We start from the raw sequence: 16,378 nt of genomic DNA, 5'->3' as shown, positions 1-16,378 counted from the left end.
CCGATGAAGCTCCCCGAAGACGAGATCCACCCCGCCGCCGAGGGCGACGAGGCCGCGGAGAGCACCGAGGTCGTCGAGACTGCGGAAGCACAGGCGAAATCAGCGGCGCCGGCGAGTCCGCCGCGCCGGCGCAAGCGCGCGACCAAGACGGCCTCGAAGGCCAAGGGCAAGACGAAGTCCCGCGCCGGCTCGAAGTCGGCGCGCGAGCGAGACGACTGGCCCGCGGACCAGATGATCGTCGTCGCGGTGCGCGGCATGGTGCTCTTTCCGGGCGTGGTGCTGCCGGTGGTGGTCGGGCGCGAGCGCTCGATCAAGGCGATCCAGGCGGCGATCCAGGGCGAGCGCAACATCGGACTGCTGCTGCAGCGCGATCCAGACGACGAGGCGCCGGAGACCGACGACCTGTTCCAGTTCGGAACCTCGGCCGAGATCCTGCGCTACGTGACCGCGCCCGACGGCACCCACCACGTGATCGTCCAGGGCAAGAACCGCTTCCGCGTACTCGAGTACGTGAGCACCGAGCCCTACCTGATCGCGCGCGTCGAAGTCATCGAACGCACCGAGGTGCCCGACGACGACGAGCACATCGCCGCGCGCATGATGCACCTCAAGCACCAGGCCATCGAAGCGGTGCGCCTCTTGCCGGAGCATCCCGAGGAGCTCGACACCGCCATCCAGAACGCCACCGATCCGGCTTCCTTGACCGACATGGTGGCGACCTTCATGGAGCTGCCGCCGCACGAGAAGCAGGAGCTGCTCGAGACGGTCGACCTGCGGGCGCGGATGGACGCGGTATCCTCGAAGCTGGCCCACCTGGTGCAGGTCCTGTCGCTCACCAACGAGCTGCGTCAGCGCACGCGGGGCTCGATGGAGAAGGCCCAGCGCGAGTACTTCTTGCGCGAGCAGCTCAAGCAGATCCAAGAGGAGCTGGGCGAGGACGCCAGCCCCGAGCTGACTGACCTCGAACGCAAGCTGGACGAGGCCAAGCTCCCCGAAGAGGCCAGCAAGGAGGCCAAGAAGGAACTGCAACGCCTGCGCCGCATGCCGGAGGCCGCGGCCGAGTACGGCCTGATTCGCAACTACCTCGAGACCCTGTCCGAGCTGCCCTGGGGCAAGTCCACGGCGGACTCGATCAACCTGACCCGTGCTCGGAAGATCCTCGACGAAGACCACTTCGGCCTGGAGCAGGTCAAGAAGCGCATCCTCGAGTTCCTCGCCGTTCGCAAGCTCAAGCCCGACGGCACCAGCCCGATCCTGTGCCTGGTCGGGCCCCCCGGCGTCGGCAAGACCTCCCTGGGCAAGTCCGTGGCGCGGGCCATGGGACGCGAGTTCGTGCGCCTGAGCCTGGGTGGCGTGCACGACGAGTCGGAGATCCGCGGGCATCGGCGCACCTACGTGGGCGCCATGCCGGGCAACATCATCCAGTCGATCAAGCGCGCCGGCTCGAACAACCCGGTGTTCATGCTCGACGAGATGGACAAGCTCGGTCAGAGCTTCCACGGCGACCCGTCGGCGGCGTTGCTCGAGGTGCTCGATCCGGCACAGAACAGCTCGTTCCGAGACCACTACCTGGCCGTGCCCTTCGACCTGTCGCGGGTCATGTTCCTGGCCACTGCCAACCGGCTCGACACGATCCCCGGTCCCCTGCGCGATCGCTGCGAGGTGATCGAGCTGTCGGGCTACACCGAGGAGGAGAAGCTCCAGATCGCGAAGCGCTATCTGCTCGGTCGCCAGACCGAGGACAACGGGCTCAGCGCGAAGAACTTCGCCCTCGGTGACGACGCGCTCAAGGAGCTCGTGCGCCACTACACGCGCGAGGCCGGTTGCCGCGGGCTGGAGCGCCAGATCGGCTCGGTGGCGCGCTGGGCCGCCACGGCGATCGCGTCGGGTGAGCGCAAGAAGGTCACGGTCAAGAAGAGCGACCTGCACGGCATCCTGGGTCCGCGCAAGTTCGAGAGCGAGCTGAAGCTGCGCACCTCCGTGCCCGGCGTCGCCACCGGACTCGCCTGGACGCCCGCCGGCGGCGACATCCTGTTCATCGAGGCCACGCGCATGCCCGGCAAGGGCAACCTGATCATCACCGGTCAGCTCGGCGACGTGATGAAGGAGAGCGTGCGCGCCGCCCTGAGCCTGGTGAAGGCCCGCGCCGACCAACTCGGCATCCAACGCGAGGCCTTCGACACCTGCGACCTCCACATCCACTTCCCCGCCGGCGCGATCCCCAAGGACGGCCCCTCGGCGGGCGTGACCGTGGTCACCGCCCTGGTCTCGGTCTTCACCGGGCGCAAGATCCACCCCACCGTGGCGATGACCGGGGAGATCTCCTTGCGCGGGATGGTGCTGCCCGTGGGCGGGGTCAAGGAGAAGGTGCTGGCGGCCTACCGCGCCGGGATCAAGAAGGTCCTCTTGCCCGCGCGCAACGTGTCGGACCTGGAGGAGGTCGGCGACCGGGTGCTCGACGCGATCGAGATCGTGCCGCTGACGACCATCGAGGAAGCGCTGGAGCACGCGCTGCACCGCCGCCCCGTGCCCGGTTTCGAGCCGACCTGCTGAGCGGATCACACCGCTGCGCGAGTCCAGGCTCTATCCTCGGTCGATGCAGCGTTCTCCCCGCTCGTTCGCCGTCGCGGCGGCGTCGATCCTCTGTCCGCTTCTGGTCCTGGCCTGCGCCGCGTCCCCCGCGGCGGCACCTGCGCCGAGCGCCCCGGCGGCGGGCGTCGACGCCTCGGGGGCCGTCACCAGCGAGCAGCGGGCCGACGCCGAGCCCAGCTCCTCGATTGCGCCGCCACTGCCGATGCCGACGGAGAACTGGCTCGACGATCGGGCCGAGGGTCGTCAGAGCTCGCTCCGCAAGGCCTGGATCCGAGAGCGCCACTGGGCCGGACCGGGCGTCGACTGGAACGAGCTCGAGCGACGCAACGGCGACCGGCTGCGCCAACGCGGCAACCAGCTGGTGACCATGGCCGCCGCCGCGCCGCCCTGGACCGAGCGCGGCAGCCGCAACCAGGCCGGCCGGGTCCACGTGGCGGCCCACTCCCCCGACGGCCAGGCCCTCTACGTCGGCTCGGCCAAGGGTGGGCTCTGGCACGGCACCCTGGACGGCACCGGCTGGGAGCCGATCGGCGACGACCTCTACGGAGGCGCCCACTGGCTGGCGGTGCTGCCCCACCCGGCGGGCGGCGCAGCGCCGGCGGTGCTGCGCGCCACGGACGGCGGTTCGATCCACCTGTCCCTCGACGACGGCGCGACCTGGTTCGAACCCACCGGCATTCCCCAGAGCTCCGGGATCCGGCGCGTGATCCGCGGCGCGGGGCCGGCTCCCGCGGTCTTCGTGGTCGGGCGCAAGTCCGGCTCCGGCGGCGTAGGCTGGGCGGTCTACCGCTCCACCGACAGCGGGCAGAGCTTCACCAAGGTCCGCGACCTCGGCAGCTACGCCGGAGACCTGTGGACCTCGCGACAGGTGCCCGCGGACCTCCTGTACCTGGTGGACGGCAACCAGTGCTTCGTCAGCGCCGACCAGGGCGACAGCTGGAGCCTGCGCGGGACCCTACCCAGCGTCGGCAGCGGCCAGGCCGAGCTGGTCGGATCCGAGGCCGGCGCGCCGCGCCTGTGGGCGGTGCAACACACCGGGTCGGGCGAGCTGCTGCGGCGCTCCGACGACGCCGGCCAGAGCTGGACCGCGATCCAGACCCTGTCGGACTACTGGGGCACGCTGAACGCCTCGATCGTGGACGCCGACCTCTTCGCCTGGGGCGGTGTGGAGTGCCACCGCACGACCAACGGCGGCGCGTCGTTCAAGGTCGTGAACGGCTGGGGCGAGTACTACGGCAACCCCGCCGGCAAGCTGCACGCGGACCTGCCGGGCATGGACGTGTGGCCCGACGGCGCGGGCGGCGAGGTCTGGTACGTGTGCACCGACGGTGGCCTGTTCCGCTCCACCGACGGCCTGTCGACGGTGGCCAACCTGTCCCTCGACGGCCTCGGGATCAGCCAGTACTACACGACGCTCACCAGCGCGGCCAACCCGGACCACGTGGTCGCCGGGAGCCAGGACCAGGGCTGGCAGCGCGCCGACGCACCCCCGGCGGCGGGGACCGAGCTGCTCGCCTTCGACCAGTCGATCAGCGGTGACTACGGACACGCGGTGTCCGGCGACGGCACCCACGACTTCGTGTTCACGGTCTATCCCGGCTTCGTGTTGATCAGCCGCGGCGAGGACAACCCGAGCCTGTACACCGAGGACTTCCCCGCGGGTGAGGCCTACTCGTGGATGCCGTCCTTGACGGCCGATCCCCTGCGCAAGGACTACTTCTTCCTCTGCGCGACGCACCTGTGGCACTACACGCGCGTCCCCGGAACCAACGACTGGACAGCGAGCCAGTACTCGAACCAGAACTTCGCCCTCTCCTCGGGCGAGTACCTGACGGGCCTGGCCTTCTCGCCCGTGGACGGCGACCGCGCCTTCGCGGTGACCAACAAGGGGCGCTTCTGGGCCTCGAACGACCGCGGTGTCACCTGGGCCCAGGGCAGCGGGAGCGGGCCAGGACCCCAGTACTTCTACGGCACCGCGATCCTGGCCTCGTCGACCGACGTGGACACGGCCTGGGTCGGCGGCAGCGGCTACTCGGGCCCTGGCGTGTGGCGCACCACCGACGGCGGCCTGTCGTGGCAGGCCTGGTCCACGGGCCTGCCGAGCACGCTGGTCTACTGCCTCGGCGAAGCCCCCGACGGGTCGGGAACGGTCTTCGCCGGCACCGAGATGGAGGTCTTCCGGCGCGACCCGGGCGGAGCTTGGTACGACATCTCGGGCGGCACCGCGCCGGCCGTGCCCTACTGGAGTGTCGAAGCCCTGCCCGACGGTCAGACCATGCGCTTTGGCACCTACGGGCGCGGGATCTGGGATTACGAGATCGAACCGCCGTGCAACTACGTGGCCTTCGGCGTCGGCCTGGGCGGGGTGAACGACCTCGTCCTCGACTCCGCCAGCACGACGGCCATCGGCCAGACCCACGTCTTCTCCGTCGCCGGCGCGCCGCCCTTCACCCTGGGCATCCTCGGCCTGGCAACGGCGTCGGCGGCCGTGCCCCTGTTCGGTGGCACGGTGTTGATCGATCCGGGCGGCGTGACGCCGCTCTACTTCAACACCCTGGCCGGAACCGGCGCCGTCAGCGTGCAGGTGCCGAACGACACGGGCCTGGTTGGAGCGACGTTCTTCCTACAGGCCGTGGTCATCGGACCCCAGCCGGGCGAGGTGCACCTCAGCAACGGCTTGAGCGGGACCCTGTGCTTCTGAGCCGCGCGCGGCGCATGGGCTAGTGATCGGTCGGCGACGAGTCGGGGACTGCGGCTGACAGATCCACCAGGGCGAAGGGCCCGTACTCGGTCTCGAACAGGCGCAACTCGCCGCGCCCGCGCAGCTCCTGCTCGATCTGCGGCCAATCCGCCAAGGCCGGGGCCCAGGTCAGGTCCACCAACATCGCCACCCGCGTGCCCGTCTTCAGCTCCGGCAGCACCGTGTCGCACAGGTAGCGCAGGCGCGCCGCGCGGTCGACGCTGTGGACCACCTGGGCGCGGCTGTAGAAGGGCAGGGCCATGCCGCGGCCCATGTGGGTCAGGATCACGGCGTCCGGGTCGTCGATCCATTCGGCGAGCCACGGTTCTTCGACCAGCTCCGCCATCTGCGGCGAGCGGTGTCGGAACCATTCCACCGTGTCGAGCCACAGGCACCAACTGCCGAGCATGACCAGCAGGATCGACGTCACCGTCTGGGCCGAGCGTCCCAGGGCGCGCGCCGCGAGGCGCTCGACGCCGGTCCAGGCCAGGGCGAGCGAGATCGCGATGTAGCCCAGGGACACGACCAGGAAGAAGTCATGGTTGTGGCTGCGGCCGGGGAACAAGGCCACGTACATCACGCCCGGCAGGGCCAGTGCCGGCAGCATCCAGTCCTCGCGGTCGAAACGCCCGCGCAGGGCGAGCACCGACTGCCACAGGGCGGCCGCCGCCAGGAGCGCCGTCGCGGGCCCGCCGCAGTAGCGCAGCACGTTGCCGAGCTGACGCATGACGAAGACCGAGAGCTCCATGCCCTCGGGCAGCCCCATCACGCCGGACAGGGTGTGGCCGCGGTCGGCCGCGCTGCCCTCGGCGCCCACGGCGAAGTGCATGTGCGCCGCGTGCAGGCCGATCGTGGCCAGGGAGGCCACCGGCAGGATCAGCGTCTGGCGCAGGCGCGGCCAGCCGCCGTCGCGTACGCAGACCACGAGCGCGTGCAAGCCGATGGCGGGCAGGATGAAGTGCGCCGGCCAGTCGAGCAGGCCGCCGGCCGCGAGCCAGCCCGCACCCGTGACCAGGTGACGCAAGCGCCCGTCGCGCAGCCAGGCCAGGTAGTCCCGCACCAGCAGGCAGGTCGTGCCCGCGATGGCCGGCTCGGTCCAGACCTGCATCCCGTGGCGCACCGAGTACGGCAGCACGGCCATGAACAGGGCGGCGAGCACTCCGATCCGCCGCCCCCACACGAAGCTCGCCAGGCGCTCGACGGCGAGGATCGAGAACAGGCTCAACAGCAGGGCGGGTAGTCGCAGGGCCCAGGGCTCGAGGCCGAAGACCGCGACCGAGGCTCCCGACAGCCACATGTAGAGGGCCGGGTGGTGCGAGTACCAGCCGTGGATGTAGGTCCCGTCCTCGAGGGCCAGGCGCCAGTCGTAGGGCATGCCGAGCGACTCGGCCAAGCCGTGTTCGGCGAAGTTGGTGGCCGGCCCGCCGGTGGCGAAGGCGCCGAAGTGGCTGTGGAAGTCGTCGGCGCGCCCGCTCCATGGATCGGTGAAGCCGACCAGACGGATTGCCAGACCGAGCAGCAGGATCAGCAGCAGGGCCCGTTTGGCACGGGGCGCGGGGAGGGACCCGCCGTCGGGTGACAAGGCACTCACGGGGGAAGGGTAGCGTGCCCGCGGGGTAGGCGGCGGTTTTGTGCCTGGCACCTGACGTCCGCCTACCCCGCGGTGCACTAGGATGCCCGTCCATGAGCGACCACGCTGCGGCCCCCGACCCCGAGCAGCGACGGCTGCCCACAGGTCTGCGGCTGGCCCTGCTCCTGGTCGCACCGCTGCTCCTGATCGGGCCCTCGCTCCTGCCGGGCTACCGTTTCCTGCCCCAGGCGCCGGTGGTCTACCCGCCCCTCTCGCTGGAGTATCCCGAGGCCGCCGCGCGCGCTCGGGTGGGCCTGAACTACTGGACTGGCGACCGGATCTTCCCGGTGCTCTACGACCAACTCGAGTTCCGCGAGCGGGTGTTCGCCGGGCGCAGCCTCTTGTGGGACGACGACCAGTCCCTGGGCCTGCCCCTTCTCGGCAACGCGATCCACGGGCCCTTCTATCCGCCCAACCTCCTGGCGCTGATCGCCCCCCCGGACCGCGCGGCGGGTCCGCTCGCGATCCTCTCGCTGCTCTTGGCCGGTGCGGGGCTGTGGGCCCTGCTCGCCCGGCTCGGCACCAGCGAGGCGGCCTGCGCGGTGGGAGCCATCGCATTGCAGACGACGGGCTGGGGCGTCGCCAACCTGCACTATGGGATGAAGGTCGACGCGGCCTTGTGGCTGCCCTGGTGTCTGTGGGCCGTCGAGGGCCTGCGCGCGCGCAGAGCCCCCAGCGGGCCGCTGCTGGCCGGGTTCATCGCCTGCTCCTTCCTGGCCGGCTTCCCGCCGATCGCGGCCTTCGTGCTCGCGGCCACGGGCTTGGCTGCCATCGTGCGGCTGCGTTCAGCCCGCGCCTGGGCCGGGTTCGCCGGAGCCTGTGCCCTTGGCCTGGCCCTGGCCCTGCCTCAACTCGTGCCTAGCGCGGCCGCGAGTGCGGACAGCTACCGCACGGTCAAGGACGCCGAGGCGATCGCGGCCGAGGCCGCCCCACCGGCCACGAGCCTCGGCCTCGTCGTTCCGCAGCTGTTCGGCAAGCCGACCGAGCTGGCGCCGCCCTTCGGTCCGGTCGCCGCCTGGTGGCTCAGCGACAACGACGAATGGGAGCGGGCCCAGACCTCGGTGCCACTCGAGTGGGACCCCTTCGCCGGTGTGGTCACGGTGCTGCTAGCCCTCGCCGGTGTGGTCTGCGGCGGTCGTCGCGCCATCGCTCCGGCGGCGCTGGTCCTGCTCGCTTTTGGCTGGGCCCAGGCTTGGCCGGGCTTCGAGCTGCTGTACCGGATCCCCGGCCTCGGCGGCGGCGCGCCCACGCGGGCCATGGCGGTGGCCTGGATCGGCTGGGCCTGGCTCGCGGCTGTCGGAGTGGACGGCCTGCGTAGCTCCGCGGGTCGGCGCGCGTCGAGCGCCCTCGGCCTCGTGGGCGTCGGAGCCCTGGCCCTCGGCGCGGCCTTCATGAACGGCGACGCCCTGATCCAGGCCCAAGAGCAACGCTGGTCCGCGGCCCACGGAACGCCCCTCGAAGAGGTGCGCCAGGTCCTGCCGCCGCTCGAGTCCGCGGCGACGGCTGAGCGCCTGTCGACCGGCTTCGTTGTCACGGGCCTGGCGGCCCTGCTGCTCGCGGGTTCGTCGGTGATCGCCGGACGGCGGCGGAGCCACGGCCCGCTCCTCGCCGCCGCGGGCCTGGTGCTGCTGTTCGAAGCGGTGACGGTGTCGTCGCCCCACGTGCAACGCCGCGACCTGGGCGGGGTTCCACTGGTGCCCGAGAGCGAGGCCATGGGCGCCGTGCTCGACGCCGCCGGGGACGGGCGCGTGCTGCGCTACGACCCCTCGCCATCCGGGCTCGAGGACGTGGTCGACCTGGCGCGCCCCAACATGGTGGCGCTCTACGGCGGCCGCGACGCCTCGGCCTACGTGGCCTTCACGCCCAAGGGCGCGGTGGACTTCTTCGCGGGGGTGGATCCGGCGACCCGTGTGCGCTCGGGCGTCGGCCGCTTGCCGAGCCTGGACCTTGTCGACCACGAGCGCCTCGACGCCGCGCGGATCACCTGCATCCTCGCCCGTGAGCCGATCGAACACCCACGGCTCGAGCTGAGCTACTGGCTCGAGGGCTTTGCGGTCCATCGCCGCCTGGGCGCTGCGCCGGACGCTTGGGCGGTTGACGGCGGTGACGAGCTCGCGGCGCCCTATCAGGCGATCGAGGTCGAGCGTCGCGACGGGACCTGGAGGGTCGCCAAGGTCGCGTACTTCGCGATCGCATCCATCGTCCACACCAACGGCACGCGCCGCTCCTCCCGCTGGTCCGACGGTTGGCCACGAACTATCGGCGGTCCGGGCGCCGATCCCAGCGGGCTCGTGAAACTGCACGAGTGGAGCGACCCGGGTCCCCTCGGCTTCACCTACACCCCTCCCTACTGGCGCCGAGCCCTGGCCGCGGCGGCGCTCGCGTTCTTGCTGCTGGTGGCCTGGTCCACCGTCGAGCGAGTATTGGCCCTGAACCATGCGACTTCGCGTCCTCTCCAGCGGTAGCAAGGGCAACTCGACCCTGATCCGGGCTGACGAACTCCGCATGCTCGTGGACGCCGGCTTGACGGGAACCGAGATGGAGCGGCGCCTCGCCACGGCGGGCGTTCCGGCGCGCGGCCTCGACCACATCGCGGTCACCCACGGGCACCTGGACCACGCGCGCTCGGCGGGCCTGCTCTCCAAGCGCTACCACGCCTTCCTGCACTGCTCCGAGGCGATCCAGCACAACTCGTCGATCCGCCGCGCCAAGCTCGTCCGCACCCTCGGCGGCGGCGTGCCCGTGAAACTCGGCGAGGACGACGGCCGCGGGCGTATGGAGCTCACGGCCCAGATCCTGCCCCACGACGCCCACCCGACCTTCGCCATGCGGATCCGCGCCGATGGGCGTCAGGCGGTGATCCTGACCGACATGGGGCGACCGGAGAAGCGCGTGGCGGAGACCCTGCTGGGCTCCCACGTGCTGGTGCTCGAGTTCAACCACGACGACGAGATGTTGGCCCAAGGTCCCTACCCCCCGCCCCTCAAGCGGCGCGTGGCCGGCGACCACGGACACCTCTCCAACGCCCAGGGTGCCCAGATGCTCGAATGGATGGCTGGGCCGGAGCTGCACACCCTCGTACTCGCGCACCTCTCCGAGACCAACAACACGCCGGAACTCGCCTTGGCCGCGGCACACGCTTGCCTGGCCCGCATCGGTCGCGCCGACGTCGAGGTGCTCGTCGCGCCACAACACGAGGTCGGACCCGAGCTCGAGGTCTGAGGCAGCGGTTCGTCGAGGGCCGAGGGCCCGGTGCGCTCAGCGAATCGTGACTCGGGTCAGCTCACCTGCGCGGAATTCAGCCGCCCGGCTCGTCTGCCCCAACCGCAGGCCGGCCATGTCGGCGTCCACCGCGACGAACCTCTCACCGGGGCTCACGAACGGCACGACGAAGGGGGGATGCGACCAAGACTGGTCGGCGACGTCCGTGAAGGAGCGCAGCTGCGTTCCTCCGGGAAACGGTGCCCTCCACGTCAGCTCGCGCAGCCGCGCCGTCAGACCACCCACGAACAGCCGGCCCTCCTCGTCGAACACCGTGAGCACGGCGCTGCCGAACCCGCGCAGGTCGAACAATAACGTCGCCGAATCGCCCTCGACGTCCACCAAGCCGAAGGCTCGCCCGTCGTCCGGGAGCAGCCGCCCCCCACCCGCGGCCTCGAGCCGCCACTCGAAGACGCCGCTGGCGAGCAGGTCGATGCGGCCGCCACCGAGCAGATCCCCGATCGTCAGCTCGAAGCTCGACGTCACGCCTGGACGCGCCAGGATCAACCACGCAACCACGGTCGATTCGTCCAGCCGCTTCAAGCCCGGGCCAAGCATCGCCTCGAACCGAATCGAGCCGCGGTGGTCCGCGCCCACGACCTGCGCTTCGACCTCGACGAGTGGCAAGCCTTCACCCCTCAGCCGCGGGATGCGGATTGGAGCCGGGCCCGAGCCGGACATCCACGGGAACTCCAACGAGAGCGTGCCGTCCAGGCCTTCGGCCTCCGCGGGCATCGTCCGAAGCAGGGCGATCTCCGGGCCCGGCTCGAGGGCATGGATCTGCCGCCCGAGGATCGTCGCCGCCACGGCCGGATGGGCCCGAATCGGCAAGGAACTGCTAAGCGCCGGCAGGCCGTGCAGGTCCAGCCCACTCCGACCCCGTTGGCGCAGCTCCTCGAGAGTCTCTGCGGCTCCATCGCCCACCAGCCGCAGCAGGCAACCGTAGACGGGCAAGCAGGCCACGCGCACACCGGTCGTTCCCGCTGCCACCCGTTGCCCCCCCCCCAACGCTGACGATGCCCGCCCCGGGCCAGCCGCGTGGAGGCGGTAGTCCGTTCCGGACCAGAGTCCATCGACGGCGAACGTGCCGTCCGGATCGACGGTCGCCGCCGCCCATTCACCGGGACCCGCGGGTGTCCCCGTGAGGATGGCATCGCACACCTGCGCCGCAAGCTGCCCGGCCGCCACGGCGACGACCGTTCCTCCACCGGTGACGGGAAGGCCCGATTCATCCACCAACACGCCCTCGATCCTGCCGGATTCGGAGAGCACGACCTCGACCACCGCGAACAACGATTCGACAGTGAGGTCGAACTGCCCCAGAGTCACAGGCTGCCCCTCGCCCTTGGCGCGGATGGCGGCGGGAAGCGTCAACGAATCGAGCGACACTCGCAGCGCGCGGTCGACGAGGGTCTGCCCGACCAGCGCGCGCCCGCTCGAATCGATGACCTCGACCTCGGCATTGACCCGGACGCCCGCCCCGGAGAGGGCGTGGATCTCGATCACCACGGGGTTGCTGTCATCGGTCCGGCCGGATGCGAGAGGGTCCGAGCCGCCGAGCGCGCGCCGGGGCAGCTCGGTCGAGGCGGGCATGACGAGGGCCGGGTCCGCACGGTTGTGTTGCTCGAGGCTGTGCCGATCGATGACCGACAGGTCGCCTCCGCCCAGGGAGCCCGCATTCCTCGTCGCCACGCACCAGGCGAGGATCGCGAGGGCCGCTGCGAGCACCGCTGCGAGCGCCGTCCCCCACGCCCGACGACGCACACGCGGGGGCGAGGCCGGTTGGTCTTGGCTGTCCATGGCTGTAGCGAGGTGTACGGGCAGGCGCGCCCGGTGTCGATGCCTCGTTCGACCGGACGACGGGGTGTCCGGGGGGCGACGACGCGGTCGTCACGACTCGACGAGACCGCTCGGCCGGGCTCGCGATTGCGGCGCGCGGCGACCGGGGCTGCCAGCGGCCGGTCCAGTGAACCTCCCCTCTGTCCTCCACCGCCGCTGCGAGTTCACTTCGGGCTCCACGAGCCCCTATCATCCCGACCATGAACCCCACCCTCGAGTTGATGGGCGGTCACCGCTCGATCCGCGCCTTCGAGCCGGGCGAGTTGCCGGACGGTGACGTGCGGGCCGCGGTGGCGGCGGCGCAGATGGCGGCGTCCTCGAGCAACATACAGGGCTACTCGCTGCTGCGGATCCGGGCGCAGGGGAACCGCGAGCGGCTGGTGGAGCTGACCGGCGGCCAGGCCTACGTGCGCGACTGCGGGGCCTTCTTCGTGGTCTGCGGCGACGATCGGCGCCACCGACTGTTGGCGCGTCGCGAAGGCGTCGACCACGCGGCCAACCTCGAGACCTTCCTGCTCACCACCATCGACGCGAGCCTCTTCGCCCAGAACCTGGTGCTGGCCTTCGAATCCCAGGGCTACGGCATCTGCTACATCGGAGGGCTGCGCAATCGACTGCCCGAGGTTGTGGATCTGCTCGAGGTCCCAGAGGGCGTCTACCCCCTCTACGGTCTGTGCGTGGGCGTGCCGGCCCAGGATCCCACTCTCAAGCCGCGCCTGTCGGTGGACGCAGTCATGCACGAGGATCGCTACCCGACAGACGACCAGGTGCTCGCCGCCACCGACGAGTACGACGAGCGCATGGCCGCCTACTACACCGAGCGCGGCAAGCCCGGGCACAACTGGTCGGGCGCGATCTGGCGGCGCTTCAGCAAACGCATCCGCGAGCACTTGAACGCAACCTACACGGGTCAGGGAGCGAACCTGGAATGAGCCCCAAGCCCGCTCCGCGCGTCTTCCTGCGCCAGCCCCTTGGAGCAGACGAGGCTGACTTCCTCGCCGCGGTGAAGCGCAGTCGCAAGCTCCACCGACCGTGGACCCACCCGCCCGCCGACAACGAGGGCTTCCGCGGCTGGCTGCGGCGCTGCGGCGACGACGACTTCGAAGGGCGCCTGGTGGTCGACCGCGAGACCCACGCGCCCGTCGGCGTCTACAACCTCAGCCAGGTCTTCCAGGGCAACTTCAAGAGCGCCTACATGGGTTGCTACGCGTTCGAGCCGCACCAGGGGCGCGGCTTGATGGGCGAGGGCCTGGAGTTGATGCTGCGCGAGGTGTTCGGTGAGTTGCGTCTACACCGGGTCGAGGCCAACGTCCAACCGGAGAACGCGCGTTCACTGGCCCTGGTCGAGCGAGCCGGGTTCCGCCGCGAGGGCTACTCCCCGCGCTACCTCAAGATTGGCGGGCGTTGGCGCGACCATGTGCGCCATGCGCTGACCGTGGAAGACTGGCGCGATCGCCGCCGCGAATAGTCCCGCGCAGGAGCCACTTGCACCGACCGCGCCCGGTCCGATGCGTGCGGCAACCTGCTCGCTCTTGGCGCTCGAGGAGCCCTTCGCTGTTGCCGAGGCAACCCGGCCGGAGGGCCGAAACAGGAGCCGGGCTTCGCACCACCGATCCGCCGGATTCGTCTGGAATCGCCAGGATCTCGATCCCATGAATCACCACGCCAGCACGGGCTGGCGACCCCTCCAACCCCAGACCGGTCCGAGCCGCACGCTGGTGCGAACCAGCGCGGCAGGCCCTGCCCTCTCTGAGATGATGAACTGGCGACTCGCCGCCGTCGTGTCCGTTTCCCTCGCCCCCCTGGTTGCCTGCACTGCTCCGCACCACCACGAGGGCGAACTGTCGTCCGCGGTGATGACCTCGGAAGTGCAAGCCCGCATGGCGCCGATGGACGCCCTCGCCGACCTGAAAGCCGGCAACGCGCGCTTCATGGCCGGCCACCTCACCCCCCGCGACTACCTCTCCCAGGCCGACACCACGGCCGAAGGTCAGTACCCCAAAGCGGTGGTGCTGAGCTGCCTCGACTCCCGCGTGCCCCCGGAGGTCATTTTCGACCAGGGCATCGGCGACATCTTCGTCGGCCGCATCGCCGGTAACTTCGAGAACGTCGACATGCTCGGCAGCCTCGAGTTCGCCACGGCAGCAGCCGGGACGCCTCTGATCGTAATTTTGGGCCACAGCTCCTGCGGCGCGATCAAGGGCGCCGCCGATGGAGTCGAGCTCGGCAACCTGACCGCGATGCTCGACAACCTCGATCCGGCCTTGGCCGCTGCCCGCGGACGTACCTCGGGTGACCAATCCTCCAAGAACCCGGCCCTGATCGCGGCGGCGGTCGAGGCCAACGTGGCGCAGACCATGGCCGACATCCTGGAGCGCAGCGACGTGATCGCCGGGTTGGTCGCCAGCGGCGACGTGGCCATCGTGGGCGGCGTCTACGACCTCGGCTCCGGCCGGGTCGACTGGCTCGAGCAGTAGAGCCGCCGGGCACGAGGTTGCCCTCGGGCCCATCAGATCCAGCTCGGGCGCGGGACGGGTTCCGTTCCGCGCCCAATCTTGCTTGCGTCAGGTCCACGCGTTCGTCGAGACATCGCGCCTGTGCCTTGCAGCGCAACGAACATCGACGACTGGCGTCGGGCGCGGGCGCGCGCGTTCAGCCATCCAGCTCGAAGGTGATGCGGTGCAGGACCTGGTCGGAGGCCGCGACGCCGTCCACGATCGCGGGGCTGAAGCGCCAGGTCAAAATGGCCTCGCAAGCGGCCTCGTCGAGCAGTCGATGGCCGCTCGACTCGCGCACGGTCACCGCTTGCACTCGGCCCTTGCAGTCCACGGTGAACAGGCACACGACGGTGCCCTCCTGGCCACGACGGACGGCGGAGCGAGGGTAGGCCGGAGGTGCACCCTCGAGCAGTTCCGGTCCACGATCACTCTCGACCGCCACCGGCGGGACCGGCAGCGCGGGCTCGAGGGGCGGATCGGCCCAAGGGTCGGGCGCCGGTTCCTCGGGCGACGTCTGGGCCAGCTCCCTCGTGTAGTCACGGTTCATCACGCGCACGTCGGGCAGACCGCCGGGGAGGATCGACCGCGCGCGGGGCGGCGGCGGCAGGGGCTCGATGGTGATCGTCTCGTCCTCGAGCAGTCGCGGCGTCCGGGTCACGGGTTCGTCCCGCACGACCGGAGCAGGCTCCGGGTCTGGAAAGCTCGACTCGGGCTCCACGAACCACGGCGCCGGCTCGAAGCCGACTTCAAGTGGGACCGAGCGAATTTCAGACCTGGCCGTGGCCCAGGCCAGAGCCGCCAGAACCCCAAGGTGCACCACTGCGGAGGTTGCCAGGGGATGGGACTGCAGCAGCGCTCGCCGATCGGACATCAGGGCTGTTCCCCATCGGGCACGTAGACCACTTCTCCGCTGGAGAGACGGTAGGCGGTGCCCATACGCTGCCCCTCGCCGCCGACGGTGCGGTCGCCCTCGCGGAAGCGGTCGAGCTCGAGCCCCTCGCGCAGGAGTTGCTCCAGGGCCGCGCTCTGCTCGGCCTGGGTCCGGTCCTTGGCGTCCGCCAACTCGCCCTGGACCAGGCGCAGGGCGAACGCCACCAGGATCCCCACCGCGAACACGAGCCCCGCGTCGAAGAGGTTGGCCATGCCCGCCAGGGGATCCTCGTCGGGTAGGTCGAGCAGCCGGCGGTGACCGCGGCGGCGGCGACGGCGATTCGTAGGTTCCCTCACGCTTGGCCTCGGGCGTCGAGAGCCAGGCAGACCTGCTCGATCGAGTGGAGGTCGCGCGCGTACCAGTGCCGGCGCGCGTGCAGCATGCAGGCGCACAGCACCCCCACCAGCAGCCCGACGACCGTGGTGCTGAAGGCGACCACGAGGCCGGCGGCCAGTTCCTCCACGCGGCCGTCGCCGAGTCCCAGCAGGGCCGGCCCGAGGGGGATCAGGGTTCCCATCAGGCCCAGCATCGGACCCAGCCGCGCGCGCAGGGACAGGCTCGAGAGGCGTGCTGCCAGGTCGATCTCCATCTCGTCGAGCAGCGGCTCGAGCGAAGGCGGAGCCACGCCGAGCTGGCGCGCCCGGCGCACGAACAGCGCCACCGGCTCCCGGGCCTCTCCGGCCAGGGGTCGGCCACTGGCGATCGCCTCCGACAACTCGCCCGGGCTCGCGACGTGCCGGCGTTCGAAGGCCTCGCGACCAAAGCCGCCCAGGGCGAAGACCGACGACGCGGCCAGCAACAGCAAGACGACGACCACGGGCACCAAGAGGCCCGTGGACACGACGAACAGGATCTCGGTGAGCTGCTCCATGGCGATTCGGGTGCGA

At 70.8% G+C, this 16,378-nt stretch carries 12 protein-coding genes; 7 read left to right on the top strand and 5 right to left on the bottom strand.

Annotated elements, in window-relative coordinates; all coding sequences use genetic code 11:
- Window positions 1-3 precede the first annotated feature (3 nt).
- Both lon and Pla133_RS10595 read left to right on the top strand, forming a co-directional pair.
- Complete coding sequence (gene lon, locus Pla133_RS10600) at window positions 4-2,553, top strand: endopeptidase La (RefSeq protein WP_419192347.1); 2,550 nt, start codon at window positions 4-6, stop codon at window positions 2,551-2,553.
- A gap of 43 nt (window positions 2,554-2,596) precedes the next feature.
- The gene (locus Pla133_RS10595) at window positions 2,597-5,293 is read left to right on the top strand and encodes a WD40/YVTN/BNR-like repeat-containing protein (protein WP_145064955.1); all 2,697 of its coding nucleotides are present in this window, start codon (window positions 2,597-2,599) and stop codon (window positions 5,291-5,293) included.
- A gap of 19 nt (window positions 5,294-5,312) precedes the next feature.
- Here Pla133_RS10595 and Pla133_RS10590 read toward each other — a convergent pair whose 3' ends face one another.
- Complete coding sequence (locus Pla133_RS10590; RefSeq protein ID WP_145064953.1) at window positions 5,313-6,923, bottom strand: ArnT family glycosyltransferase; 1,611 nt, start codon at window positions 6,921-6,923, stop codon at window positions 5,313-5,315.
- Window positions 6,924-7,015: 92 nt separating this feature from the next.
- On the opposite strand from Pla133_RS10590, the gene Pla133_RS10585 reads away from it, so the two are divergent.
- Together Pla133_RS10585 and Pla133_RS10580 are read left to right on the top strand one after the other, a co-directional pair.
- The gene (locus Pla133_RS10585; RefSeq protein ID WP_145064951.1) at window positions 7,016-9,427 is read left to right on the top strand and encodes a hypothetical protein; all 2,412 of its coding nucleotides are present in this window, start codon (window positions 7,016-7,018) and stop codon (window positions 9,425-9,427) included.
- A complete protein-coding gene (locus Pla133_RS10580; RefSeq protein ID WP_145064949.1) occupies window positions 9,399-10,184 on the top strand; it encodes an MBL fold metallo-hydrolase in 786 nt (261 codons plus the stop codon). Before Pla133_RS10585 ends, Pla133_RS10580 begins: the two co-directional genes overlap by 29 nt.
- 36 nt (window positions 10,185-10,220) lie before the next feature.
- On the opposite strand, the gene Pla133_RS10575 is transcribed toward Pla133_RS10580, so the two are convergent.
- Entirely contained in the window at window positions 10,221-12,023 is a 1,803-nt protein-coding gene (locus Pla133_RS10575; protein WP_145064947.1) for a carboxypeptidase-like regulatory domain-containing protein, read from the bottom strand.
- 239 nt (window positions 12,024-12,262) lie between these two features.
- On the opposite strand from Pla133_RS10575, the gene Pla133_RS10570 reads away from it, so the two are divergent.
- The 3 genes from Pla133_RS10570 (at window position 12,263) to Pla133_RS10560 (ending at window position 14,539) form a co-directional block, all read left to right on the top strand.
- Entirely contained in the window at window positions 12,263-12,994 is a 732-nt protein-coding gene (locus Pla133_RS10570) for a nitroreductase family protein (RefSeq protein WP_145064945.1), read from the top strand.
- On the top strand, window positions 12,991-13,530 hold the full coding sequence (locus tag Pla133_RS10565) for a GNAT family N-acetyltransferase (RefSeq protein WP_145064943.1): 540 nt from the start codon (window positions 12,991-12,993) through the stop codon (window positions 13,528-13,530). The genes Pla133_RS10570 and Pla133_RS10565 overlap by 4 nt, the downstream gene beginning before the upstream one ends.
- 184 nt (window positions 13,531-13,714) lie before the next feature.
- Entirely contained in the window at window positions 13,715-14,539 is an 825-nt protein-coding gene (locus Pla133_RS10560) for a carbonic anhydrase family protein (RefSeq protein WP_419192346.1), read from the top strand.
- A gap of 175 nt (window positions 14,540-14,714) precedes the next feature.
- Here Pla133_RS10560 and Pla133_RS10555 read toward each other — a convergent pair whose 3' ends face one another.
- From Pla133_RS10555 to Pla133_RS26165, 3 genes are read right to left on the bottom strand one after another with little or no spacing between them, the layout of a single operon-like run.
- Window positions 14,715-15,431 (bottom strand): energy transducer TonB, encoded by a 717-nt coding sequence (locus Pla133_RS10555; protein WP_145064941.1) that lies wholly within the window; start codon window positions 15,429-15,431, stop codon window positions 14,715-14,717.
- Entirely contained in the window at window positions 15,431-15,787 is a 357-nt protein-coding gene (locus Pla133_RS10550; RefSeq protein WP_145064939.1) for a DUF2149 domain-containing protein, read from the bottom strand. The genes Pla133_RS10555 and Pla133_RS10550 overlap by 1 nt, the downstream gene beginning before the upstream one ends.
- Complete coding sequence (locus tag Pla133_RS26165) at window positions 15,784-16,362, bottom strand: MotA/TolQ/ExbB proton channel family protein (protein ID WP_419192345.1); 579 nt, start codon at window positions 16,360-16,362, stop codon at window positions 15,784-15,786. Before Pla133_RS26165 ends, Pla133_RS10550 begins: the two co-directional genes overlap by 4 nt.
- Window positions 16,363-16,378: the final 16 nt, after the last annotated feature.

The sequence above is a fragment of the Engelhardtia mirabilis genome, assembly GCF_007748095.1.
Lineage (GTDB): Bacteria > Planctomycetota > UBA1135 > UBA1135.
This window is presented reverse-complemented; position numbering and strand designations above follow the sequence as displayed.

What these genes read in the sequence shown, in the direction of transcription:
- Pla133_RS10595 (WP_145064955.1), top strand. Translation starts at nt 2,597, where the DNA reads ATGCAGCGTTCTCCCCGCTCGTTCGCCGTCGCGGCGGCGTCGATCCTC.
- Pla133_RS26165 (WP_419192345.1), bottom strand. Translation starts at nt 16,362, where the DNA reads ATGGAGCAGCTCACCGAGATCCTGTTCGTCGTGTCCACGGGCCTCTTG.
- Pla133_RS10585 (WP_145064951.1), top strand. Translation starts at nt 7,016, where the DNA reads ATGAGCGACCACGCTGCGGCCCCCGACCCCGAGCAGCGACGGCTGCCC.
- Pla133_RS10580 (WP_145064949.1), top strand. Translation starts at nt 9,399, where the DNA reads ATGCGACTTCGCGTCCTCTCCAGCGGTAGCAAGGGCAACTCGACCCTG.
- lon (WP_419192347.1), top strand. Translation starts at nt 4, where the DNA reads ATGAAGCTCCCCGAAGACGAGATCCACCCCGCCGCCGAGGGCGACGAG.
- Pla133_RS10555 (WP_145064941.1), bottom strand. Translation starts at nt 15,431, where the DNA reads ATGTCCGATCGGCGAGCGCTGCTGCAGTCCCATCCCCTGGCAACCTCC.
- Pla133_RS10570 (WP_145064945.1), top strand. Translation starts at nt 12,263, where the DNA reads ATGAACCCCACCCTCGAGTTGATGGGCGGTCACCGCTCGATCCGCGCC.
- Pla133_RS10560 (WP_419192346.1), top strand. Translation starts at nt 13,715, where the DNA reads ATGAATCACCACGCCAGCACGGGCTGGCGACCCCTCCAACCCCAGACC.
- Pla133_RS10565 (WP_145064943.1), top strand. Translation starts at nt 12,991, where the DNA reads ATGAGCCCCAAGCCCGCTCCGCGCGTCTTCCTGCGCCAGCCCCTTGGA.
- Pla133_RS10575 (WP_145064947.1), bottom strand. Translation starts at nt 12,023, where the DNA reads ATGGACAGCCAAGACCAACCGGCCTCGCCCCCGCGTGTGCGTCGTCGG.